Source organism: Corynebacterium camporealensis, assembly GCF_000980815.1.
GTDB classification, from domain to species: Bacteria; Actinomycetota; Actinomycetes; order Mycobacteriales; family Mycobacteriaceae; genus Corynebacterium; species Corynebacterium camporealense.
Map to the genome: position 1 here is coordinate 21,658 of NZ_CP011311.1, position 23,965 is coordinate 45,622.

23 protein-coding genes and 1 pseudogene are annotated in these 23,965 nt (G+C 58.4%); 9 read left to right on the plus strand and 15 right to left on the minus strand.

What is annotated here, in order from left to right; genetic code table 11:
• Positions 1 to 27 precede the first annotated feature (27 nt).
• Positions 28 to 258: a heavy-metal-associated domain-containing protein gene (locus tag UL81_RS00125; protein ID WP_035106102.1), complete on the plus strand. Its 231-nt coding sequence runs from the start codon at positions 28 to 30 to the stop codon at positions 256 to 258.
• Positions 259 to 271: 13 nt separating this feature from the next.
• Positions 272 to 2,086: a heavy metal translocating P-type ATPase gene (locus tag UL81_RS00130; RefSeq protein WP_046453119.1), complete on the plus strand. Its 1,815-nt coding sequence runs from the start codon at positions 272 to 274 to the stop codon at positions 2,084 to 2,086.
• Between the two features lie 53 nt (positions 2,087 to 2,139).
• Here UL81_RS00130 and UL81_RS00135 read toward each other — a convergent pair whose 3' ends face one another.
• From UL81_RS00135 to UL81_RS00145, 3 genes are all read right to left on the minus strand, one after another.
• Positions 2,140 to 2,343, minus strand: coding sequence for a hypothetical protein (locus UL81_RS00135; protein WP_035106101.1), 204 nt, complete (start codon positions 2,341 to 2,343; stop codon positions 2,140 to 2,142).
• Positions 2,344 to 2,472: 129 nt separating this feature from the next.
• Positions 2,473 to 3,384 (minus strand): hypothetical protein, encoded by a 912-nt coding sequence (locus UL81_RS00140; RefSeq protein WP_052097756.1) that lies wholly within the window; start codon positions 3,382 to 3,384, stop codon positions 2,473 to 2,475.
• A 103-nt stretch (positions 3,385 to 3,487) separates the two neighbouring features.
• Entirely contained in the window at positions 3,488 to 4,348 is an 861-nt protein-coding gene (locus tag UL81_RS00145; protein ID WP_046453120.1) for a GDSL-type esterase/lipase family protein, read from the minus strand.
• Between the two features lie 262 nt (positions 4,349 to 4,610).
• Here UL81_RS00145 and UL81_RS00150 point away from each other — a divergent pair, with 262 nt between their 5' ends.
• The 4 genes from UL81_RS00150 (at position 4,611) to UL81_RS00165 (ending at position 9,111) form a co-directional block, all read left to right on the plus strand.
• A complete protein-coding gene (locus tag UL81_RS00150; RefSeq protein ID WP_035106208.1) occupies positions 4,611 to 5,537 on the plus strand; it encodes a methylenetetrahydrofolate reductase in 927 nt (308 codons plus the stop codon).
• Complete coding sequence (metE, locus tag UL81_RS00155) at positions 5,530 to 7,791, plus strand: 5-methyltetrahydropteroyltriglutamate--homocysteine S-methyltransferase (RefSeq protein WP_035106100.1); 2,262 nt, start codon at positions 5,530 to 5,532, stop codon at positions 7,789 to 7,791. Before UL81_RS00150 ends, metE begins: the two co-directional genes overlap by 8 nt.
• 84 nt (positions 7,792 to 7,875) lie before the next feature.
• The gene (locus UL81_RS00160; protein ID WP_035106099.1) at positions 7,876 to 8,406 is read left to right on the plus strand and encodes a peptidylprolyl isomerase; all 531 of its coding nucleotides are present in this window, start codon (positions 7,876 to 7,878) and stop codon (positions 8,404 to 8,406) included.
• 72 nt (positions 8,407 to 8,478) lie between these two features.
• A complete protein-coding gene (locus UL81_RS00165) occupies positions 8,479 to 9,111 on the plus strand; it encodes a rhomboid family intramembrane serine protease (protein ID WP_035106098.1) in 633 nt (210 codons plus the stop codon).
• 341 nt (positions 9,112 to 9,452) lie between these two features.
• Here UL81_RS00165 and UL81_RS00170 read toward each other — a convergent pair whose 3' ends face one another.
• Positions 9,453 to 10,082, minus strand: a complete 630-nt coding sequence (locus UL81_RS00170) for a hypothetical protein (RefSeq protein WP_035106096.1) — start codon at positions 10,080 to 10,082, stop codon at positions 9,453 to 9,455.
• Positions 10,083 to 10,127: 45 nt separating this feature from the next.
• Positions 10,128 to 10,997: a serine hydrolase gene (locus UL81_RS00175; protein WP_144407146.1), complete on the minus strand. Its 870-nt coding sequence runs from the start codon at positions 10,995 to 10,997 to the stop codon at positions 10,128 to 10,130.
• A 240-nt stretch (positions 10,998 to 11,237) separates the two neighbouring features.
• Here UL81_RS00175 and UL81_RS00180 point away from each other — a divergent pair.
• The 3 genes and pseudogenes from UL81_RS00180 to UL81_RS00185 form a co-directional block, all read left to right on the plus strand.
• A pseudogene (locus UL81_RS00180) lies at positions 11,238 to 12,448 on the plus strand (hypothetical protein); the annotation flags it as partial.
• On the plus strand, positions 12,449 to 13,012 hold the full coding sequence (locus tag UL81_RS11575; protein ID WP_081961501.1) for a hypothetical protein: 564 nt from the start codon (positions 12,449 to 12,451) through the stop codon (positions 13,010 to 13,012).
• 12 nt (positions 13,013 to 13,024) lie between these two features.
• Positions 13,025 to 13,609: a hypothetical protein gene (locus UL81_RS00185; RefSeq protein ID WP_035106095.1), complete on the plus strand. Its 585-nt coding sequence runs from the start codon at positions 13,025 to 13,027 to the stop codon at positions 13,607 to 13,609.
• On the opposite strand, the gene UL81_RS00190 is transcribed toward UL81_RS00185, so the two are convergent.
• The 10 genes from UL81_RS00190 to UL81_RS00235 all read right to left on the minus strand — a co-directional run bounded on the left by UL81_RS00190 (position 13,606) and on the right by UL81_RS00235 (position 23,927).
• Positions 13,606 to 14,265 (minus strand): response regulator, encoded by a 660-nt coding sequence (locus tag UL81_RS00190; protein ID WP_035106093.1) that lies wholly within the window; start codon positions 14,263 to 14,265, stop codon positions 13,606 to 13,608. The two genes, UL81_RS00185 and UL81_RS00190, sit on opposite strands and share 4 nt — an antisense overlap.
• 6 nt (positions 14,266 to 14,271) lie before the next feature.
• Positions 14,272 to 14,484: a hypothetical protein gene (locus UL81_RS00195; RefSeq protein WP_035106091.1), complete on the minus strand. Its 213-nt coding sequence runs from the start codon at positions 14,482 to 14,484 to the stop codon at positions 14,272 to 14,274.
• A 43-nt stretch (positions 14,485 to 14,527) separates the two neighbouring features.
• Complete coding sequence (locus tag UL81_RS00200; RefSeq protein ID WP_035106088.1) at positions 14,528 to 15,625, minus strand: sensor histidine kinase; 1,098 nt, start codon at positions 15,623 to 15,625, stop codon at positions 14,528 to 14,530.
• 10 nt (positions 15,626 to 15,635) lie between these two features.
• The gene (gene crgA / locus UL81_RS00205; RefSeq protein WP_035106086.1) at positions 15,636 to 15,908 is read right to left on the minus strand and encodes a cell division protein CrgA; all 273 of its coding nucleotides are present in this window, start codon (positions 15,906 to 15,908) and stop codon (positions 15,636 to 15,638) included.
• A 61-nt stretch (positions 15,909 to 15,969) separates the two neighbouring features.
• Positions 15,970 to 17,898 (minus strand): Stk1 family PASTA domain-containing Ser/Thr kinase, encoded by a 1,929-nt coding sequence (pknB, locus tag UL81_RS00210; RefSeq protein WP_035106083.1) that lies wholly within the window; start codon positions 17,896 to 17,898, stop codon positions 15,970 to 15,972.
• On the minus strand, positions 17,899 to 19,353 hold the full coding sequence (locus UL81_RS00215; protein ID WP_035106081.1) for a serine/threonine-protein kinase: 1,455 nt from the start codon (positions 19,351 to 19,353) through the stop codon (positions 17,899 to 17,901).
• Positions 19,353 to 20,789: a penicillin-binding transpeptidase domain-containing protein gene (locus UL81_RS00220; RefSeq protein ID WP_046453121.1), complete on the minus strand. Its 1,437-nt coding sequence runs from the start codon at positions 20,787 to 20,789 to the stop codon at positions 19,353 to 19,355. The genes UL81_RS00215 and UL81_RS00220 overlap by 1 nt, the downstream gene beginning before the upstream one ends.
• The gene (locus UL81_RS00225) at positions 20,786 to 22,141 is read right to left on the minus strand and encodes an FtsW/RodA/SpoVE family cell cycle protein (RefSeq protein WP_035106079.1); all 1,356 of its coding nucleotides are present in this window, start codon (positions 22,139 to 22,141) and stop codon (positions 20,786 to 20,788) included. The genes UL81_RS00220 and UL81_RS00225 overlap by 4 nt, the downstream gene beginning before the upstream one ends.
• Positions 22,141 to 23,478 carry a PP2C family protein-serine/threonine phosphatase gene (locus UL81_RS00230; protein WP_035106078.1) on the minus strand — a complete coding sequence of 446 codons (1,338 nt, stop codon included), beginning with the start codon at positions 23,476 to 23,478 and terminating at the stop codon, positions 22,141 to 22,143. The genes UL81_RS00225 and UL81_RS00230 overlap by 1 nt, the downstream gene beginning before the upstream one ends.
• Positions 23,475 to 23,927 carry an FHA domain-containing protein FhaB/FipA gene (locus UL81_RS00235; RefSeq protein WP_035106077.1) on the minus strand — a complete coding sequence of 151 codons (453 nt, stop codon included), beginning with the start codon at positions 23,925 to 23,927 and terminating at the stop codon, positions 23,475 to 23,477. Before UL81_RS00235 ends, UL81_RS00230 begins: the two co-directional genes overlap by 4 nt.
• Between the last annotated feature and the right edge of the window lie 38 nt (positions 23,928 to 23,965).

The following is a 23,965-nucleotide window of genomic DNA, read 5'->3' on the forward strand; positions in this document are numbered from 1 at the left end:
GTCATCGACACTGGAAGGAGAGGAACAATGACCTCCTCAAACATTAAGACGACCACCTTGCGCGCAGAAGGCTTTAGCTGCCCGAGTTGCGTATCCAAGATTGAAACCAAGCTGCTGACCCTCGACGGGGTGCACGAGGCGGAAGTGAAGTTCTCGTCGGGGAGGATCATCGTTAAGCATTCGCCCTCGGTGAGAGTAAAGCAGCTGGTTAACGCTGTTGCTGAGGTGGGTTATCAGGCCCGCCCCTCGGTGATTTAGGGCGGCGACAGCTATGACAACGTCGAAAATTTGGACGCCGGTGGTGTTATCCGGGCTCCTGATCGTTGCCTCGTTGGTTGCACCGGCAGGCCAACTAGCCGATGCCCTCATGATCACCTCCGCCGTCATCGCCGGTTACCGAGTAGCGCTGTCCGCGTGGAGTTCGCTGCGCATCCGAATCATCTCCATTGACCTACTCGTCATCGTCGCGGCTGTCGGTGCGCTGTTCATCCACAATTATTGGGAGTCAGCAGCAGTGACTTTCCTGTTTGCGCTGGGTAAGGCCCTGGAACAGGCAACGATGAACCGGACCCGGCGAGCGCTCAATGAGCTAGTCGATGCCGCACCAGAGACCGCAACGGTGCTCAAAGATGGACAGGCCGAGATCGTGGATCTTTGGGAGGTGGAACCGGGCGATGTAGTGCTGGTGAAAAACGGTGAACCCATCCCAGTGGATGGCCGAATGATATCGGGCAGCGGCGGAGTCGATGAAGCCACAATCACGGGTGAATCACTACTTGCCTCTAAAACCGAAGGTCAAGAAGTCTTTGCCGGTACATGGTTACGCAGTGGTGCACTCTATGTGGAGGCAGTGGCTGTCGGTAGTGAGTCCTTGCTGGCAACAATTATCCACCGCGTCGAGGATGCCCAAGACGATAAGGCGCGTACCCAGACCTTCTTGGAGAAATTCTCTCGCTGGTATACCCCGGCCGTCATCGTCGGTGCGCTGCTGGCTGGAATCCTGAGCCAAGATCTGGAATTGGCGTTGACCCTTCTGGTCATTGGTTGCCCGGGAGCACTCGTTATTTCCATCCCGGTGTCCATCGTTGCTGGCATTGGTCGTGCGGCAAAGGATGGAGTCCTCATCAAGGGCGGAGAATTCCTGGAGGCAGCGGCCAAAGTGGATACGGTCATCGTCGACAAGACTGGCACGCTCACCACTGGCCGCCCGGAGCTTACTGACGTGGAGGTACTGGACCCACTGTATTCCGCAGACGAAGTGCTCACGTTGGCCGCGGAGGCAGAAACTGCATCGGAGCATCCGCTTGCCGATGCCATCATTCGCGGCGCACAAGCCCGTGACCTGCAGTTTGCAGTAGCTAGCGATGCCCACAACGTCACCGGCACAGGGATCGTCACAAAAATCGACGATCGAACTGTCGCTGTTGGCACGGCAGACCTTCTCGACGAAGAACCCACCATCGATCATCTGGCCTCTTTTAACCAGGCCGGCAAAACCGCCATGTATGTCGTGGTCAATGGTGCACCCGTGGGAGTGATTGCCGTTGCCGATACCGTGCTCGACGATGCAGCCAGTGCCATCAACGCGCTGCACGATGCAGGCATCCAGGTCATCATGGCAACCGGTGATGCGCCCTTAGTTGCTAAGGCAGTGGCTGCGAAGCTCAACCTCCACACTGTCCATGCGCGGCTTCTGCCAGAGGACAAACTCGAGTTGGTTGCCAAGTATCGAGCGGAAGGCCATACGGTGGCAATGCTTGGCGATGGCGTCAACGACACCCCAGCACTAGCTACCGCCGATATTGGTGTTGCCATGGGCGCAGCGGGAACACCAGCCGCAATTGAGACTGCTGACCTCGCATTATTAGCCGATAGGCTGCCGCGCTTGCCTTATGCACTCAACGTGGCGCGGCGAACCGTACGCACGATGCGGGTCAACATCGCCATCGCACTACTGACGGTGCTGGTATTGCTCGCTGGCGTCTTGTTGGGTGGAGTGACCATGGCGATTGGCATGCTCGTGCACGAGGCATCGGTACTGCTGGTTATCGGTATTGCGATGCTGCTGTTGCGTCCCACGTTGTAACCGAACTCTGTAAAACGACTACTGCGCGGTGGGAATCCCACCGCGCAGTGTGTTTAAGCCAAGTGATAGTTGGCTACGTCGTAGCCGTTGAAGGAACGCTCTACTCCAGATTCGTCAACGGAGTTGAAGTCCGTGCCATTGTCGATGGCAAAGCGGAGATTATCCACGCGATTGGAGGGGTCCTCGCTGACAGAGCCAGCGGGGAAATAGAAGGTAGAGCCTTCCTTGAGCTTCACGATCAAAGTTTCAAAGCTCATCGTAGTCTCCTGTGGTTGAGCTGTCAGCGAAGTTGATTACTCCAGCGAGTAAAGCAGCAACCACCCCCGAAGGCAAAGCAATGTTAGCCATTCAACATTGCTAATCCCCCATCGCGGGGTATCCGAAAGTTATTCCTTATCGTCGCTGTGCAGACGGTGCTTGCCTTCATTGGCATGATCGTCGGTCACGCGAGTGGAATCGTCGCTCGGAGCAATGTCGACATCTTCGCCGCGCAGAGCCTCCAGTTGCTCATCGATGGAGTTCAGCAGCTCCTCATCGCGCTCGACAACACCTTCTTCGACCATGTCGGATTCCGGCTTGGTTGGCTCGGTTTCCTCGATGACGGTGTGGTCATCGCCAGCCTGCTCGGCAGCGGTGTCCTTCTTGTCGTCCTCGCTGGAAGAGGTGTAGACGAGCTTGGACTCTTCGCCCTTCTTGGTGTCCGGGCGGGAGAACTCCTCCACGCGCGGTGGGGTAGAAGAAGGCTTTTCGTCGTTGCGGAAGAAGTAGTAGACAGCGCCAGCAATCGCAGACAGCACAGTCAGGGTGATAGCGATCGGCCAGAACTTGTTACCGCCCTGCTTACGCTTTGCCTTGCGCTCCGCCTTCTTGGCGCGCTTGGTGGCTTCCTTCTTGGCCTTGTTAGCGCGCTTTTCAGCCTGCTTCTGGGCCTTCTTGCCCTTCTTGGACAGCTCATCGGCACGCTTGCTTGCCTGCTTGCGCAGCTTCTTGGTGCGCTTGGCAGCGTCCTTCTTTACGTCCTCGAAGCGGTCCGAGGCTTCGTCGGCAAACTCGTTGCGGCGCTTGTTGAAGTCCTCCAGTGCGCGCTCCAGGCGGTTGTGTGCAGCCTGGGTGATAGCGCCTGCTTCACGACGAGCCTCCGGCAGCGCAGACTTCGGCGCACCCTCAGAGGCGCGCGCTGCAGCCAGCTCGAGCTCGTCGAAATCTGCTAGCGAGCGCTTATCGCGCTGGTCCTTGTACTTGGACCAAAGAGAATTGCCAGTCTTATATACAGCGGCAATAGTGCTGGGGTTCATCATGGGGAACTCCTTAAATCTGGTTTATACCTGCTTTTAACCAGCGTAGCGACCCCGCCGGGCAGCCGCCACAACATTTTGGGAACAACCCCAGCACCAGACCTTTTTAGTAGCGAATGACGTTGGCGTTGAGCAGGTTCGCCACACCAGTGATCCCTGAGTGGGTCAGGTGATTGTAGAGGTTGTGCGGTACGGAGTACTCCATGGCACCGGAGATCCAGCGCTGGCTATCCGAGGCACACATGTTGTGCGCCAGGGTGGCCTTGCGCAGGTCATAAAAGTGTGTGCCGGTATCGCGGGAGGCCTGGTACATCGTGTGGTTGATGTTGTTTTCCACACCGCGAACAACGCCGCCGAGGTCGACGTTGAAGCCCTGGCGGCTGCTGCCGTCGGTGCGAATCGGGCAGACCGCACCATTCGGGGCACTAATTGCTGGGTAGGAAACGAAGGTGATTTTCGCGTTCGGGGCAGCGTGCTTGATGCGGTTGACTTGCGCACGCGCGGCGTTGCGGTAAGCGGTGCGGTTCGGATCGGCCAGCAAGGTGGTCTGTGCAACGTCGTTGAAGCCGAACTGCAGCAGCACGTTCTTGGTACCCGGGTGCAGTGCGCCGGTGCGGATGGCGTGACCCACCTGGTCATCGAAGTCCTGGCGCGGGGAGTCCGCGGAAGCGGCAGCAGCGGAGCAGGCGTAGTTGATCACGCGCTGGCCGGAGATGCGCTGCAGCTCGCGGCCGACGGTGCGCTCACCCTGTGGGCAGCCCTGCGGGCTCGGGGCACCGGAGCCTTGTCCGATGTCGACGTTGCTCGACAGCTGCACGCGGCGTGGGTCAACCTGGTTGTAGCTGGGGTTGGCAAAGAAGGAGTCGCCGAAGAGGACGGTATCTGCAGGAGCGGCGTGTGCAACGGCAGAGTTCATCGTCACGACTGCAGCGCTTGCTGCAACAACGGAGAGAATCTTTTTCAGCATGGAGAGTTCCCTTATGCGGATTGCTTAGGAGACAGATAGTCGAAGCTTAGCGTACTCAATGACGCATTCCGAGCGCTAACAAACATTAAAAATAGACCGCTTAGTCCAGTTTGGGATCTTTTTATTCACACAGTGATCTCTACAACATCCCAGCTAAACAACTTTTAATGGTGCTACCTTTCCAAAGATCCTTCCTTTCAAAATGAACAGCTTGGTACGTTTTTCTGCAAGCACAACCGCTTTACCAGGAAGGGAGGTGACCATGTCGCCGCGTTTATCTGCATCCGCACCACTAGACCAAATCAGTTATGACGATTTTGAGATGCCGACCCGTACCGCTTTGTCTTTCGAGGTAATCCCGCCGCGTCACGATGCCGATGCCGCCAAGATTGACCGGCTCCTGGCAACCTTAGATGCCTACAACCCGGACTACATCGCGGTGACGAGCTCCCAGCGATCCGGCTGGTTGGAGGGAACCGCGCAGTTTATCGAAAGGATTTCTGCGCAAACCCGCATGCGCCCGCTGGCACACCTGGCCTGCACGGCAGGCGACCGCCAGCAGCTGATTAGCTGGATTAATCGCCTCATGGATGCTGGCGTCCGCGGCCTGCTTGCTCTGCGCGGTGACCTTCCCCCAGAAGGCCTGCCCGCCCATTACTTACAGCATGCCGATGAGCTCGTTCGTCTTATCCGCCAGCTCGAGCACCAGCAGGCAGCGCGTTTTGCTGCTGGTCGCCTGGCAGTCGGTGTGGCCTGTTACCCCAACGGCCACGCAGAATCCGCCAACTACGACGAGGACTTGGATGTCCTGCTGGCCAAGCAGCGCAGTGGCGCGGATCTGGCCATCACGCAGCTCTTCTTTGACCCCGAGGATTACCTGCGCTTCCTCCAGAAGGCGCGTCTGGCCGGGGTTCATATCCCGCTGATTCCGGGAATTATGCCCATGACCAGTCTGGCTCGACTCCGGCGAATGGGTGAGCTGTCCGGGCTGGAGGTGCCCCAACGGGTCATCGACAAGCTTGCGGCAGCAAACTCCCCGGAGGAAGAGCACGACATAGGTATGGAACTGACTGCTCAACTGGCCCGGACCATCCTGGCGGGTGGGGCGGGAAGCCTCCATATATATACGCACAACAACCCCGACATCACAGTAGAACTTTTAGACCGGATTGGAATTACACATGACTAACTTCCCTAAGGCCACCATCGAGGGCTACCCGCGCGTGGGCGCTAACCGTGAGCTCAAGCGCGCGCTCGAGTCCTACTGGGCAGGCCGCATTGATGCTGAAACCTTCGAATCCTCCGCGCACGCTCTGCGTCTGGAGACCTACAACCGTCTGCGTGACCTGGGCTTGGATGAGGATTACGCTATTCCTGCCGATGTCGCCTACTACGACCAGGTCCTGGAAACCGCACTGACCGTGGGCGCTGTCGAAGGCGAAACTCTGGACGATGAATTCCGCCTCGCCCGCGGCGACTCCGAGCATGCTCCGCTGGAGATGACCAAATGGTTCGACACCAACTACCACTACATTGTGCCGGAAATTGCAGACGATACGTCCTTCACGGCTCACCCGCAGCGCGTGCTGAAGTTGGTCGAAGAAGCCAACAAGGCCGGCTTTAAGGTCCGTCCTTACCTGGTCGGCCCGGTCACCTTGCTGGCACTATCCAAGCAGGCCGAAGGTGCGACCAAGGCCCCACTGGAGCGCCTCGACGATGTACTGAAGGCCTACGAACAGGTCCTGTCCGAGTTGCACGCCGCAGGTGTTGAGTGGGTCCAGTTGGCAGAACCGGCTCTGGTTGCAGATCTCACCGTGGCCACCGACGCCGAGCTTGCCGATGCCGCGCAGCATGCCTACGAGGTTCTCGGCGGCATTGATAAGCGTCCGCAGCTGTACGTGACCACCCCTTATGGCGCAGCCCGAGCTGGCCTGAAGGCACTGCAGAACGTCGACGCCCTGCAGGTCGACCTGTCTGTCGGCACCCTGGGTCTGGAGTCCGACTACCTGGACACTGTGGCCAACCTCAAGGTCAAGCACCTGGTGGCGGGCCTGATCGATGGCCGCAACGTCTGGGCTGCCAACCTGCGTGACCTGCGCGAGAAGTTCGAGACCCTGCAGAAGTCTCAGCCGAACCTGTCAGTGAGCACCTCGGTCTCCCTGCAGCATGTGCCGCACACCGTGCAGGCTGAGACCAAGCTACCTGTCGATGTCGCCGCCTGGTTCTCCTTCGCCGACGAGAAGGTCGCCGAGGTCGTCGCCCTGGCCGCTGGCCCGCTCGAGGCTTCCAACGCTTATGCTCAGGCCGACCGTGCCGTGCGTACCCGTGCCGAGTCCTCTCGCACCCATGACCAGGCAGTACAGGAACGCACCGCCGCCCTGCCGGAAGGCCAAGTCCAGCGCGAGCCAGCCTTTGCCGAGCGCAACAAAGCTCAGGAAGAACTTGGCCTGCCGAAGCTGCCGACGACCACCATCGGTTCCTTCCCGCAGACCCAGGACATCCGCAACGCACGGGCCGCTCACCGCAAGGGCGAGCTCAACGACGAGCAATACGTTGAGGCCCTGCGCAACGAGATCAAGTCTGTCATTGACCTGCAGGAACGCCTTGGCCTGGACGTCCTGGTCCACGGCGAGCCAGAGCGCAACGACATGGTCCAGTACTTCGCAGAGCTTCTCGATGGCTTCGTGACCACCGAAAACGGCTGGGTCCAGTCCTATGGCTCCCGCTGCACCCGTCCGCCAATCGTGGTCGGCGACATCTCCCGTCCGAAGGCCATGACCGTCGAGTGGTCCAAGTACGCTCAGTCGCTGTCTGAGAAGCACGTCAAGGGCATGCTCACCGGCCCGGTGACCATCCTGGCCTGGTCCTTCGTGCGTGATGATGTCCCACAGTCCGTCTCCGCAGACCAGCTCGGCGTCGCGCTTGCCGACGAAGTCTCCGACCTCGAAGAAGCCGGCATCGACATCATCCAGATCGACGAGCCTGCTCTGCGCGAACTGCTGCCACTGCGCAGCGAAGACCGCCAGGCCTACCTGGATTGGGCAGTCCGCGCCTTCCGCCTGGTTTCCCTGCAGGCCAAGCCGTCTACCCAGATCCACACCCACCTCTGCTACTCGGAGTTCGGCCAAATCATCGACGCCGTGGCTGGCCTGGATGCCGACGTCACCTCCATCGAGGCCGCACGCTCACGCATGGAGCTGCTCGAAGACATCGACGAGAAGTTCCACTCCGAAATCGGCCCGGGTATCTACGACATTCATTCCCCGCGCGTGCCTTCCGTGGCAGAGATAGCCGAGCTCATCCGCGCTGCACTGAAGAACGTCCCGGTCGAGCGCCTGTGGGTCAACCCGGACTGCGGCCTGAAGACCCGCGGCTACGCAGAGACCGAATCCTCCCTGCGCAACCTGGTCCTGGCCCGCGACGAGGTGCTCAATAGCCTCTAAGAAAGCCTAAAACCATGGCGCAAACGCCCGTGATCGCTGTCGGCGTGATGTCGAGTACGGCGATCCGGGCGTTTGTTGCATACAATGGCAGCCATGACTCAGAAGACCGCAACTGCAACGATGCATACCAACCACGGTGACATTGTTATCGACCTGTACGGTAACCATGCTCCCGTGACTGTGGAGAACTTCATCGGCCTGGCAAAGGGCGAGAAGGACTACTCCACCCAGAACGCCAAGGGCGAGCAGTCCGGCCCGTTCTACGATGGCGCAATCTTCCACCGCATCATCGACAACTTCATGATTCAGGGTGGCGACCCGACCGGCACCGGTCGTGGCGGCCCTGGCTACCAGTTCCAGGACGAGTTCCACCCGGAGCTCCAGTTCGATCGTCCGTTCCTGTTGGCCATGGCAAATGCCGGCCCGGGCACCAACGGCTCCCAGTTCTTCATCACCGTTGCCCCGACCCCGCACCTGAACAACCACCACACCATCTTCGGTGAGGTCACCGACGCTGCATCCCAGGATGTCGTCGCCAAGATCGCTAAGGTCTCCACCGACCGCATGGATCGTCCGCACGAGGACGTTGTCATCGAGTCCATCGAGATCGCCTAAAAAGAAGCTCTTTTCGGCGAGCCCGCATCACACAGCGTGGTGCGGGCTCCTTTTTAGTTTTAAAGGCTGACTATGTTGCAACGCTACGGCCGCCAAGCCCCTATTACCCTCCTGCTCATCTCCGTCAACCTAGTGCTGTGGATTATCACCGCACTCCAGGCCCGCTCCATTGAGTACAGCTACGTAGGCTCCGAACTCGCCCATAGCTGGGCACTGTGGGGACCCGACTTTCAACATGAGCCTTGGCTGGCGCTCACTTCTGCCTTCATGCACGTTGGTGCCGGCCACGTGCTGGTCAACATGATTATGTTGCTGTTCATTGGACGCGAAGTCGAAACCTATCTCGGCTCCGGGCTCTACGCCCTGGCCTACGTCATCTCCGCCTTGGGTGCCTCTGCCACCATCTTGTGGCTGGATTTCACCACACCCACCGTCGGTGCCTCTGGTGCCATCTTTGCTCTCATGGCATTGCTTATCGGCGTCCACCGTCAACGCGGCGCCGACCTGCGTGCCCCCATCATCTTTGTTCTCGTGAACGTCGTCTACACCTTCTTATCTACCGGGGTATCCCTCTGGGGGCACTTGGGCGGGCTATTCACAGGCCTAGCACTCATGCCATTTTTGTTCTCCCCGCGTAACGATGTCCGCTGGTTTGGCACCCTCGCCATCGGCGCTGTCGTTGTAGGCCTGCTCTTCCTGCGCTAAAACCACAGAGTTATTCACGCGCACATATGTACGAAAACTTTCCACAACACTTATCCACATTGTGGATAACTACATTCTTGTAATTTACGAACACTTACTCGAAAGCTTTTCCATCTCTGCAGCTAAAAGCGATCCTATGCAGGGAAAACAGAGTTGTGGACGTGGTGAAAACACTTATCCACAGGCTGTGGAGAAGGCTGTGATTAACACATTTCACAGAGTTATCCCCACCCTGTGGATAACTTTTCACCCACCCTGTGAACTGTCCGTGGACAACAAAAAGTGCTACACCCAATCCGAAAAATTGAGTGTAGCGACACGCAGTACTACTTAAGAAAAACTTAGTAAATGTAGACCACCGCGTTGTTACCGCCGCGGCAGGCAACGGAGCTGCCCTGGCGACCACAGTTCATCGTGTAGGTCTGACCGGTGACAGGGGAGTAGACGTTAATGCTCATGTTCTCATCACCAGTGCTCAAGTAGCGGTCACGGAAAGCACTGTGGACATTGCTGGCAAAGGTATCTGAGGTCACCGATGTACCCGCGTCGTAGCTGCGGTAGCGATTCGGATCGCCACCCGTGCTTTCCGGTTCATCTCGTTCCTCACGATTCGAATTCGAGTCATTGGAATCAGCCTTCGGCTCTTCCGTCTCGATGACGGTCTCGGTGACGAACTCTTCCTGGTTGTCATCGTCATCGCTGGAACCACCGAACCAGCCATTCATGATGCCAATAGCACCCACGGCAATCACGAGCAGTAGCGCAATGACCGCAATGATCAGCGCAGTCTTGCCACTATCACTGTTCTTTTGCGGTGGTTGTTGCGGATATTTCTGTTGCTGGTACTGCGGCTGTTGCTGCCACTGATTCTGTTGCTGTTGCCACTGGTTATCCGCATTTTGTGGCGGGAAGTCCTGGGTGGGCGGATCGAAGGGATTGTTCGGCCGCTGCGGGCCCTGGTTGTCAGCCATGGCAGGACTTCCTTGCAGTTTTAGAGGAGGTGGAACTCACTTATTTTAGCAAGCTGACGTCGGCAAAAGCTCCAGTTGAGAGGAAATTTCGCTGGCCATAGTGTTAAGCATGGTCTGGCCTTCCCCATAGGTTCCCGATGGCGGAAGTGCGGTCATCGCAATCGCCACATCACCCTGGGGAGCAGAGACTAACCCAAACTGGCGAACCTGGTACGCACCAGCAGTATCCGGACCCCAACCGCCCTTAAAGCGCGCGCCGGGCAGTTGGCCCAAACCGTAGGACTGATCCGGTGCAATCTGTCCCATCAGCTCTATGACCTGCTCAGAACCTTCCACACAACGCAGATTCGATGCCAGCGTTGCCTCCTGGCTCGTACTCAACAGCGTTTGACCGAAGGTAGAAAACGCTGCACGAATCTTCTCCTTATTGACCGGAACCGGAACGCCAGCCTCATTCATGACGGCATCGGCAGCGCCATCGGGAAGCGAAGTAAACATCGCTTCTGCTGCAGCATTATCCGACACCGTAATTGCCGCCGAGGCATTGTGTGCCTGACCAGGATCATTACGCAATGCCGCAATAGCAATCGGCACCTTGATGGTGGACCAGGTGGGGTAGGCGGAGTCATCGCCAGCTACTGCACCCACCACTGCAATCGCTGCCGGACCACCAGCATTAGCGACGGCACGATCCAGGAGCGCTTGGACATCGTCAGGCACGTGCTCAGATTCAGCCTCTGACGGTGACGGTGCAGGAGCCTCCTCCGTAGTGTTTTCTTCTTCTGCTGGTGGTTCGTCGTCTAAAGGGCGGTTCACCATGGCAATAACCAGTCCGATCGCCAACACAATCGCAATGCCCGCCACGATTAACGCGATTTTGTTCCACGATTTCGGCGAAGACTGGGGTGAATTCACAACGGCGACCTTTCTTTAGCTCCATCCAAACAGTAATGGAAAAGTCAGGCTGCGGGGGGAGGGAATGGGTGTGCACGAAAGTACCTTTTTCAGTGGACAAAATTTGGAAATCTGTCCAGTTATCCCAGTACACAGATGGAAAATGGCCAATTATCCGAAAGTAGGTCGACGGATGCGAATTGCTGCGAATCAGAGTTAGGTAGGCGCCAGAACTTTCAAGTAAATACTAAGGAAACCTCAATGTTCTCTCGGCCCCTCAAGACGGCGATTATCGCTGCGGCAGCCATGTTGTTGCCGGTCAACGCAGCGCTTGCCGATGTCCCCTCCATGCCACAGGGGTACCCCATCGATAATCTTTACAAGTCCTGTACTCCGGCAGAAGCGTCCGCTGCTGGTTATCCGGACTGGCACTTTGGTGAAACTGCTCGTCGCTATCTTTCCGATGGCACCATCCAATTCACCAACACCACCAACCAGACCGTGCCTTATACCGCGGAAATTGAGTCCGGTACTAACCACGAAATCGAAGCCAACTCCGCTGCAAAGTGGCCGTCAAATGGGATAGCACTGCTAAGAGCGAAATCGGTCTGACCTTGTCCAATGGCTGGATTGAGGGCGAAACAATTGGACCCATCGACCTCAAACCAGGCGAGTCCTTCCGCGTTGAGTACGGCACTGTGGAAAAGGACTTCATCTCCATGTTCGTGGGCTGCGAGGATGGCTTTTACTCGAACGCCCGGGGCGCTGACGTGATTCGCGGTACTGCACCTGCTGAGCGCTACGCCTGGGCCTACATCATTCGCGCCGATGGTTCGGTCGATGACCAGGCACTCGAGATTCCATCCCGCGCGCCGGGTGCTAACAGCAAGGTCGTCGATGGCGGCTACAGCACTATTTCCGGTCCTAGCCTCGAGAAGATTGCTGACCCGAAGAAGGATCGCCCGGTTAAGCCAAAGACCGATCTGGATCGCGATCGCTGGCCACAAGAAGGCGAGACCTGCAAAGACGGCGATCGCCGCTGGTACCCGAACGGCATCGAAGGCGTTGCACCGACCTTCCGTAAGCCGGGTTACTCCCAGGACTTCCTGAACTGGACCGACTCTGACTACACGTACCGCGGCGTGACCGACCACCTGGTGGGTGCCGAGTGGAACGGCCACACCAACTGGCACGGCAACCACGACCGTCTGCCGGAAGGCTGGCTTGGGTCTATCGGTGCGGTCCATCGCGCCTACATGCCGGTGGGCACTGCCTTGGAACCGATTGATCTGAAGCCAGGTGAGCGTGTCCGCATCGAGTACGGCACGACGATGCTGCGCGTAAACCACACCGAAATCAACTGCGGCAACGACGGAAAGTACAGCCGCATCGTTGACTTCCCGAAGGCCAGCGCCCCCGCGGGGTTTTGGGCGGAGGCAACCATCACCGATGCCAACGGCAAGACCCGCACCATTGCTCGTTCCGTACTCGCTGCCTGCACCCTTGCACTCAGCGCTGGCCTTGTCGCCCAGCCGGCCTCCGCACTCCCGCAGAAGGACTTCGGCACCGCCAACCCAACCACCATTGGCGCAAAGTGCTCCAACCCAGGTGATACCGGTCAGACCATCGAGATCGACCGCACCTACTTTGACGGCTCTGCTGGTTCCTGGACCATCGCGAACTACAACAACGAGCCACTTCCGGTTACCCGCAACATCACCGAAACCAAGACCAAGACCTGGAACGTGTCCGCCAGGGTCGACTTCGACCTGCTGAAGCTGGTACACATCACCTTCTCCACCAGCTACACCGACACCCAGTCCTACGAGGTCGGCGAGACCATCGGACCATACAACATCGCCCCAGGTAAGACCGCTGTCAAGCGCGCAGGCTGGGTTGTCTCCGACTTCACCGGCGAAAAGACCGTCTGCGGCCAAAACGGCACCTGGCAGGGTACTGGAAAGACGTTCTCTGCCACCCTGCCTGCCGAGCGCCACGTGGAAATCTCCACCCGCGACAACATCAAGTTCGACTAAAGGAGAAGCACAGTGCGTAAAAGTGCACTCGTAGCAGCAGTTGCAGTACTTGGCAGTCTGTTTCCTCCCTCAGCAACCGCCGCCACAGTTGACGACTCTGCTCAGTTCAAGCTCCCGCAGCGCTGGAACGACGACTACAAGCCGGGCACCCGCTGTGGCGCGCCGGGCGCGAAGGGAACCTACGTCACCGCTGAGCGCATGTGGTTCAAGCAGAGTGACGCGGCATCTGTAGCTAATCGCAACGACCACTCCATTCCAGTCACCCACAAGGTCACCGAGGTCCGCACCCAGACCACCGAAGTCTCCGTCAAGGCCAAGGCCACCGGCGAACTAGAGAAGTACTTGTCCAATGCTTTCGGTTTCAACTTCGTGCACGAAATCCACTGGAAGCTAGGCCAGACAGTTGGCCCCTATGAACTTGCTGCAAACCAACAGGGCAAGCTGGTGTGGGGATTTATGATGCTCGATGCCACCGGCCAGGATGTCACCTGCAGCGAGGATCAGCAATGGACCCCGACCAGTGATGAGTACAGCATCAGTGCACCGTACTCTCGCTATTCGGAGCTGCGTGTCGATGACGCGCCGGACTTCGGCTAGCTGCCCGTCCCACCCAAAATCCGAGTGACGAGGTTCAGGCGCGTTGTTGCGCCGAACTCGTCAATCAGGTGAGAGACGTATTTCTTCACCGTCGACTCGGAGTACTCCAGGGCCTCGGCAATCTCAGAATTCGAGTTGCCCTGTAGCAGTAACTTCAACACGTTTGCCTCCCCCGGCTTTAAGTTGCGGGAGGCAATTGCGTGTGCGACCGGGTTTTCGCCTGCCTGGCGATTATTCGGCCCAATGTAGCCAACCAGACGATGCATCGCGGCAGGAGCGACGACGGTACCGCCCTCGACGGCCTCGCGAACTGCATCAATGATCGACTGCGGACGTTGATTCTTGAGGATGTAGCCCGCGCCGCCGTTTGTGAGGATCTCCAGCATCGTGTCGTCGGTGTCGAAGGAGGTCACAGCAAGAAAAGCTGGAGGGTTCTCCAGCTTTTGGACTTCGCGCAGCAACGCGATGCCGTCCATCGTGGGCATGTGAATATCGGCCACGATGATATCCGCGTCCACCTTGCCCAGCATGTTGAGGCACTCGGAACCATTCGATGCTTCCGCAACCACCTTGATGTCATCGGTGGTCTCAAAATACAGCCGCAGCGAGGAACGAACTAGATTGTCGTCATCAACGACAAAGACGCGAATTGTCATGGCAGTTTAGGGGCACCACCAGCGCTGTGGGCTGGTCGAGCAACGGATCGCATCGCCCAGCATCGACTGGTAAGAGCGGTAGAACGTAAATCCACCAGTCTGTGCCGGAACAGTGGTTTCAACAGTTTCTTCTACTTCTGCAGCGCCGGCCAGCGGGGCAGAGAACAGGGCCGGCACCATCAAAGCACCAGCCAATGCATAAGGCAGTTTCTTCAGCATTGGGACTCCTTGTATAGAGATGTTTCGCGCTAAACGAATTCTACTATAAATCCAAAAGGCTGCTAGTTGGGAGCCATAATTTTGTCACCCACTGCTGTCCTTCCGGTCCGCCTTCCATCCAGCCATGGAGTTCCTCTACGCGATGTGCCATCTCTTCCAACCCTAATCCCGTGGTCAGCGTCTTATCCGACTGGCGCAGCGCATTTTGGGAACGTAATTCAATATACACCCCACGACGTTTTTGTTGGACCTCAATAAGCACCGTCGAGTTCACCTGTGAATATTTGATGATGTTTGCACTCAACTCCACCAGCACCAAGTGCAACTCGTGCGGGAGCTTAAGCTTGCCGATGCCCCTTCCCACATCCATCAACAAATCCACACCAAAGTCATGACTGCGGATAAACTCCGCCGTCTCTTCTAACTCGAACTTCAGTGACCGTGGCTTATGGGAATCCGCACGTGGGGACTCCAATTTCATCACTCGCAGGAGGTCGCGGACCTCGCTCATGGCCTGGCGGGCATCGTTAGCAATGTCCACTGCAGTATCTGCAGCTTTGTGTCCTTCGGGAAGCTGCAGTGCCAGCCCTTCCGAACGCATGACCACAGAGGTCAGACTCTTCGACACCGAGTCGTGCAGTGTCGTCATTAGTGCATCGCGCTGGTCACGCATGCGATTGCGATAGGCTTCTCGCTCCGCATTGTGTTTCTGCTGTATGCGACGGGCGATAGAACCAATAGCTATACCAATGCCGTAGAGAAGGGCAAAGATAATCGCGGAGAAGAAATCGAAATCATCGCCGTTATCGGTATCGATGGAAGACACCAGGAACATCAGTGCCGTCGGCACGAGGGCGAAGTACCAGGGGCGCTGGAAAGAAATGCAGCCTACGATGACTGCGCCCCAGGCAAGGTTTAAAAAAGAGCGCCAATCTGTCTGCCACATGGTCAGCAGAAAAAGCGCACAATACAGCGCTGCGGCCACCATCGGGCGGCGCATCGCTAGTGGGGTGAGGGCGACACCGAGGGTGGCAATGAGTACCGACCCAGGGTCTAAGAAGGCATCATCTGAAACTAGATTTAAAACTAGTAACAGCAGGATTCCCAGGCCAGTAAGCCAAAGGTGCCACCTGTTACGCATGGGTGTGGCTCTAGCGCCAACCCATGGTCATCAACAAGCCGATGATGGCCAGACCAAAGCCAATGGCGTAGTTCCATGGGCCAAGTGCTTGCATGAAGCTGATTTGCTCGCCAGCCAAGTAGTTGACGACCAGCCAGCCCAGGCCGATGATCATCAGCCCGAGCATAATCACGATGTACCACTTCGGAGTACCCGAAGTGTTGATCTTGACCGGGGTGCGGTTGGTGGCAGTGTTAGATGACTGCGGAACACCGGAATTCTGAGTGATTTTTGCTTTCGGCATGACAATACCTTCACTATCTGCAGCAGAAACTGTACGGACAACACCTTAGCAGCAGCTAAGGCTAGGGCAGCAACGCATCGACTTCGAAGCGCCACAGACCAATTTCAACATCTTCATCCTTGCGGATGTTCTGACCAGGGTTGATGTTGGTCCAGCCAATCTTGCCGGAGTCAACAGCAGCGCCCGTCGGAATTGGTTCGCGAACAATCAAGTCAGAACGCGAACCAGTCCAGCCGGCCTCGCGCAGCTCACGCACTGCTTGCTCCTCGTTGAGGCGCACCAGGTCCGGAGCCTTAATCAGCATGCCATTGGATACTTCCAGGGTAACCGTGCTGCCACGACCGATCTCGTTGCCTTCATCGGAAGCACTCAGCACCTGGTCTTCTGGCTCGAGCGAATCCACGGCATTGACCTCGACGTCGAAGTCCATGGACTCCAGCATGCTCACTGCCTGGCTACGATTCAGACCCGTCACGTCCGGCACGCGGACCTGTTCCTGGCCCAGCGAAACCGTCAGGCGCACCTCGCTGCCCTTGGAAATCTGCGAACCACCAGAAGGATTCTGGCTGATGACCTGACCTGCAGGAACATTGTCGTCGTTGGATTCTTCGATGTCGGGGTTGAGCTCGAGGCCGGCATCGGAAAGCGCTTGGCGTGCTTCATCCACGCTCATGCCCGTTACGTCCGGCACATCAGTGATCTCGCGACCCGAGGACACAGTCAGGGTGACCGAGGAGTTCTTCTGAAGCTCCGAACCCGCAGCCGGGTTGATGCGAATGGCATTGCCGCGCTCGATATCGGGGTTGGCCTCCTCATTCACGGTGACCAGCAGGCCCATTTCTTCCAGCTCAGCAACGACTTCCGCACGGGGACGATTCTCGACCTCCGGCACGATGACTGTGTTGGCATCCTGGGTCTGCTCGGTGTCATCGCTGCCATCGGACTGGAAGAAATCCCAGGCAAAGAAGGCCATGAGTGCAACCAGCACGGCGCCCAAGATGGCGGCGAGCCACTTCATCCAGGTAGCGCTGCCCTCATCCTCTTCGGCTGGCTCTTCCACCGGACGGGTCGATGCCACCGGAGCCTGCTGGGTAGGTTGCTCTTCGGCATCGCCAATGTGCGCGCGTGCGGCATTGGTGACCTTGTTGGCAGCAAGCAAGTCCAGGTCATCACCCATTTCCCACGCCGACTGGTAGCGGTCCGCCGGGTGCTTGGCCATGGCAGTCAGGGCCACAGCGTCCATGTTGACGCGCTGGGTCGGGGTGAGCGATGGGTCATCGATAAGCTCACTTGGCGGCGTCGGTTCTTCCTGAACGTGCTGGTAAGCCACCGCAAACGGGGTCTCGCCTTCGAAAGGCGTGCGGGCCGTAATGGCTTCGTACATGACGCAGCCAAGGGCGTAGACGTCCGAGCGGGCATCGGCAGGCTTGCCTCGTGCCTGCTCCGGGGAGAGGTACTGCGCGGTGCCAATAACTGCCGATGTCTGCGTCATCGCCGACGTCGAATCATCCAGTGCACGGGCAATACCGAAGTCCATGACCTTCACCTGGCCGGTGTTGGTCAACATGATGTTCGCCGGTTTCACATCGCGGTGAATGATGCCTGCCTCATGGGAGGCCTGGAGGGCATCGGCAACGGGCTTCAAAATCTCTGCAGCTTCAGATGCAGGCAGCGCACCGTCCTCGCGAATGATGTCACGCAGGGTACGGCCATGGATGCGCTCCATGACGATATAGGGAATGGCCAGGCCATCATCGTCAAGCTCGCCGGTATCAAAAACGGCAACAATGTTCGGGTGGTTCAGCTTGCCCGAGTTCTGCGCTTCGCGACGAAAACGCTCACGGAAATTCACATCCCGCGCCATCTCCGGGCGCAGCATCTTCACCGCGACCTCACGGCCCAGCACAACATCTTCGGCAGAATAGACCTCAGACATGCCGCCGGTGCCAATGATTTGGCGCAGCTGGTATCGGTCATTGACCAAGGTCATTTAGTTGCCTTCCTCGGTAAGTGCGGTTGGCGCAGCATTATTAATAGCGTCTTCTAAGGAGTCTAGCGGGTTTGACTCTTCCGGCTGCTCCGTTGGTTCTTCCTCAACCGTGGTCGGCCGGGGCTGAGTCTGCTGCGTTGGGCGCGGAACGAAAGTCGGCTCCTGCGTTGGCTCACGACGAGTTGGAGTATTGCGCTCTGGCTCATCGTCCTGGCGATTCGTCGTCTCGCGCTCGCGGGTCGGTTCCTCTTCCTGTGGCTCCTGCTCGGGAGTAACTACCTCAGTCGTTACCGGATCCGAGTACTCAGTGACCGTGACCGGATCTGGCGACGACGTCTCCGCACCATCACCGTCGTCTTCGCCTGCAACCAGGCTGGCAAGGAAATAACCGCCGCCCAGCAGCGCCGCAGCACCAAGAGCGATCAGCAGACCGACGCCAAAGTTCTTTCCACCAAAGTTCTTCTTAGTGGTTCGTTTGGTGTCTGCAACTGGCGCAGCAGGCTGCATCGTCGTCGGGTTCGCGACGTTGGCGAGCATTTCCGTCGATGCGGTCGGCGATGGCTCAGGTGCCACGCCAGCAAGAGCCGCCGACTGCGGTTGCGGTGGGCGCTTGCCCAGGCGAACTGCAGAAACGGCCAGTGCCATCTCGTTGCCATCGACGTAGCGGGTGGTCGGATCCTTGCGAAGAGTAATGCCAATCAGTTCGCGCGCCGGGGCGCTAATCGATGTCGACAGCGCCTCCGGTGCCTGATTAATGTGTGCAAGAGCAACAGATACCGACGAGTCACCACTGAAAGGACGCTTGCCGGCGAGCATCTCGTAGCCCACCACGCCCAGCGAATAGACATCGGAAGCTGCCTCGACTTCGAGGCCCTGGGCCTGTTCTGGCGAAACATATTGTGCAGTACCGACCACCATGCCGGTACGAGTCAGGGGAACCGCAGCCGCGGCCTTCGCGATACCAAAGTCAGTGATCTTGACCTGCCCGTTCTGGGTGATCATGAGGTTGCCCGGCTTGATGTCGCGGTGCACCAAGTTCATGCGGTGAATGATCGACAGGCCATGGGCGGCTTGCTCAAGAACATCGAGAGCCATCGCCTCATCCAGGGCACCCTCGCGGGCAAGCAGGTCTGCCAACGACTCACCGCGTACGTATTCCAGCGCCATGAAGCAGAACTTGCGGCCGTTGTCTTCTAGCTCGCGATAGTCGTAGGTGGCCACGACGTTCTCAGAGTCGATGGACTCTGCGGCTTCGGCCTCGTTGCGAAAACGACTTAAGAACTCGACGTTGTCGGAGAACTCCGGGCGGAGTACCTTGATGGCGACTTCGCGGTCGTTGCGGACGTCGTCGGCAAGCCAGACGGTGGACATGCCGCCATGCCCAATCACCCATTGCAGCTGGTAGTCAGCGCCGATGAGTTCCTGAAGATGGTCCTTGTTATCGGCTGCTGGCACTACTGCTCACCTCCTTCGTAAGCGCGAATCATCGCACGCCCAATAGGAGCCGAGAGCTGACCGCCGGTCGCGGACTGGCCGATGTTGCCGCCATCCTTCACGACGACACCCACCGCAATATCCTGTTCCGGATCAAAAGCCACGTACCAAGCGTGCGGCGGCATACCGTCGCCGTGCTCTGCAGTACCGGTCTTGGAGGCGAAAGCGTTGCCGTCGTAGCCGGCGGTCTGACGCTCGGAGGCGAACATCAGGTCGCGAATCGTAGCTGCGGTTTCTTCGTCGACAGCATCGGCAGCCTTGCGCGGACGAGTCGAGCGAATCTCATTCATCTGCGGGTCAGTGATGCGCTCCACCAGGTAGGGACGCATGCGCTTGCCGTCGTTAGCCACGGTGCCAGCCATAATGGCAGCCTGCAGCGCGGACATGGTGACGTCGCGCTGGCCGATGGAGGACTGGGCGGTGGCGGCGGCATCGGAAAGCTCGCCCAAATTGCCCGGGGACACACCGACGCCGAGGTCAGTGTAGTTCTCGCCCACGCCGAAGCCCTCTGCGTATTTGCGCAGTTCGTCGGCACCAATCTGCTCCGACATCTGCACGAATGCAGTATTGCAAGACAGTGCGAATGCGGTCTGTAGGGTGACCGTCTCCGAACCACCACAGGTTTGGTTGTTGTAGTTGGTCAGCTCGGTGACAGTATCCGGCAGCACGATGGAGTTCGCGCCGGTCAGCGAGGAGCTCGGGTCATAGCCATTGTTCAGACCAGCCGCGGTGGTGATGATCTTGAAAATCGAACCTGGAGGCAGAGTCTCTTGCGCAGCATGGTTGAGCAGCGGATTGCCTGGCTGTTCCTGCAGGTTGGCCCATGCGGTCTCAGCATCCGGGCCAATCAGGTCTTGCGAGTTGTAGCTGGGGCTGGACGCCATGGCCAAAATCTTGCCTGTCGATGGCTGAATAGCCACCGCCGAACCCTGGAAACCCTGGTCCGCGAGCTGGTGGTACGCAAATTCCTGCAGCTGCGGATTTACTGAGACCTCAACGTTGGCACCGGCTTGCTGCTCACCAGTGAGCGCGTCAATCCAGTTGCGTGCCAGTAGCGAATCATCGGTGCCGTTGAGGATGTCGTTCTGGGAGTTTTCCAACTGGGCGGCACCAAATTGTGTCGACAAGTAGCCCGTGATCGGGGCAAAGGCCGGCGAACCGGTCGGATAGGAGCGCGAGTAGGTTTCGTCCTCGTTCATCGTGGACTGCGCCAGCACGGTGTCATCGGCAAAGATCTGCCCGCGCGGGGTGGTCTGCATTTCCAGAAAGCCGCGCATGTTCTTTGGGTTGTGCGCGTACTTGTCATCGGAAAATGCCTGAATGACCGTCAGGTTGACCAACAGAATCGTGGTCATCACCAGGGCGAAGATGGCCGTGATGCGAATGGACTTGTTCATCGACGAGCCTCCTGAACTGCCGGGAACATCGAAGTGTCACCCGCCGCATTCGAGGTGGAAGAGTCTTCCACCGGACGACGAGCAGAGTTAGAGATGCGCAGCAGAATGGCAAGCAGAATGTAGTTTGCCATGAGAGAGGAGCCACCAGCCGACATGAACGGGGTGGTCAGACCGGTCATCGGCAGCAGTGCGGAAATACCGCCTGTCACCACGAAGACCTGGACTGCAAGAGTAAGAGCCAGACCAGCAGCCACCAGCTTGCCGTAAGTGTCACGGCAGGTCAGCGCGGTGTTGAAGCCGCGGGCGACCAGCATGGCAAACAGAATCAGCACGCCAGCCAGACCAATCAGACCGAACTCCTCGCCGATACCAGCAAGGATGAAGTCTGAGTGAGCCACCGGAACCAGCTCCGGATGGCCCTGGCCCAGACCAGAACCGGAAATGCCGCCAGAGGACATGCCAAACAGTGACTGGGAGAGCTGGTAGCCCGTGCCGTCGTAGTTGGCCAGAGGGTCGAGGAAGTTAGAGAAACGCTGCTGAATCTTATCGGAGACCTGGTAAATACCAAAGGCACCGACGCCCACCAGCAGCACGCCAATGACCAGCCAGGAGGTACGCCCGGTGGCCATGTAGAGCATGCCCAGCACCGTCGAGAACAGCAGCAGTGCCGGACCGAAGTCATTCGAGATGCCCATGATCAGAATCGCGATGGCCCACACCACGAGGATCGGTGCGAGGTCGCGCAGACGCGGCAGCGACAGCCCCAGGAAGCGATAACCCGCAACAGTAAACAGCGAGCGCTTCTGCATCAGCAGCATGGCGAAGAACAAGATCAGCAGGATCTTGGAGAACTCACCAGGCTGAATAGAGATGGGGCCGAGGCGTAGCCAAATGCGGGCCTCCACGCCATCCGGCTGTGGCCAGACCAGCGGCAGGGCCAGCAGAATCAGGCCCAGTGCGCCCAGAATGTAGGAATAGCGCGTCAGCGATCTGTGATCGCGCAACACCACTATTACGGCGACAAAGAGCACCAAGCCGACCAGGGTCCAGATGACCTGGCGAACGGCCAGACCACCATCGTTAGTCAGGTCCAGGCGGGCCAGCATGATGAGACCAATGCCGTTCAACACAGCCACGATGGGCAGCATGATTTGGTCAGCATGCGGGGCTAAGAAACACAGCGCCAGGTGTGCAATCGTAAACGCACCGATGAAACCACCGATGAGGTAGAGCACGTCGAGGGTCAGAATGTTGTCCTGGGATAACTCCAGGCTGACCAGCGTGATGGCAAAAACTACGGCGGCGAGAATGAGCAGGCCGAGTTCAGTACCACGGCTAGAAAATGTCTTCATTACTTCACCTCCCGGCAGTTCACTCCCGGTTTCTGAGTGGATTCTTTATCGTTTGCAGCCTGAATACACGGCTCGAGCACCTTGTCCGATAGCCGCGACAGGTGGGTCTGAATTTCATCGCGCGAACCGGAAGGCACGTTACCGACGGCAGCGCGCTCAGTTTCGGGAAGATCGGTGACCTTGAAAGGCGCATCATCGCCGGAGCATTCCTCACCCGACAAGCGCAGCGCACCGTCCTCAGTCAGACAGGCGTGCTGGTCAGTGTGGTGCAAACTACGGCCAAAAACCTCAAAATCGGCGCCTTGCTGGATACTGAGGCGCTCTTGATCGTCGACCGCAAGATAGTAATTGTTGTCTAGATAGCTTTTGGCCCACAGGCCACCACCAGCTACTAGCGCAATCACAATCACCAGCGCAGCGAGTATTTTCCAGCCGCCGCGCTTCTTCTTTTCGGGAGGCTCGGCAGGCTCTGCCTCCACCTCTTCTGGCACTCGCGCGACAGAGGCAGGGGCAGCCGGCGGACGATTCAATGCCGCAGCCCGACTAGCAGCCGAATCCGGATGCGTCGGTTCTGGAACCTCACCCGCCAGTGCACCGGCAGTCACCGGCTTGGCATCGGAAGGTCCCTCCTGGACCTCTGCAATCACCATGGTCACGTTGTCCGGACCACCCGAACGCAGCGCGAGCTCAATCAGCTTCGACGCAGCCTCTTCGATGGTGCCCTGACCCAGCGCCACCTCAATCGTGGAGGCAGTCACCGGATCCGACAGACCATCCGAGCACAGCAGAATGCGGTCGCCCGGCTTGGCATCCAGCATGAACAGCGTCGGATCCACATCGCGACCCGTATACGCCTTCAAAATCAGCGACTTCTGTGGGTGGGAAGAGACATCTTCGGGGTTGAGCTTGCCTTCATCGACAAGCGATTGCACATACGTATCGTCTTTGGTGATCTGCTTCAGCTTGCCGTCGCGCAGCAGGTAACCGCGCGAATCGCCGACGTGGCACACGCCAAACTCGCGGCCATTAAACAGCGCGGCCGAAAGTGTCGTGCCCATGCCTTCGGTTTCGGCGTGCTCACGCACATGCTTTGCGATGGCCCCATTCGCATCATTGGCAGCCATCCCCAGAAGCGCCAACATATCGTTGTCGCCTGGGTCCTTATCCAAGTGCTCGAGGTGGGTGACCATCAGCTGGGAGGCGACTTCGCCTGCGGCGTGGCCACCCATGCCATCGGCAAGCACCAGCAAATGCGGACCTGCGTAGGCCGAATCCTCATTGTTGTCGCGGACCAAACCCCGGTCGGAGGCCGCTGTAAAACGCAAACTCAAACTCATGCCATCAACCTCACGGTGGTGCGGCCGAGCTTGATGTCCGTGTCCACACCAACTCGCTCCGGCTGATCAATACGCACGCCACTGACAAAAGTGCCGTTGCGCGACTCCAGGTCCTCGACGAACCACTCGCTGCCGCGACGGAACAGACGTGCATGATGGCCCGAGGAGTAATCATCCCCGGTTACAAAGTCGCAGTCCTGCGCACGGCCCAAGGTGCAATCCTCCAGGCGGCCGAGTTCCATGTGGCTGCCACGCAGGGGGCCATCCACGATAGAAATCTGCCGTGGGGTTTCCTTGCGCGCGTCCGAACGACGCGGCGCAGACGAGGCCTGGTACACGCCCGCTGCCTTGTTGGCATCGCGACGCATGGCATTGAGGGCCACCAGGATGAACAGCCAGAGCAGCACCAGCAAACCGATGCGCAAGGCCAGCAACACGACGGAATCCATGGTGACCTCCCTTTCTTAAAACTCTACTTGCTTCTAAA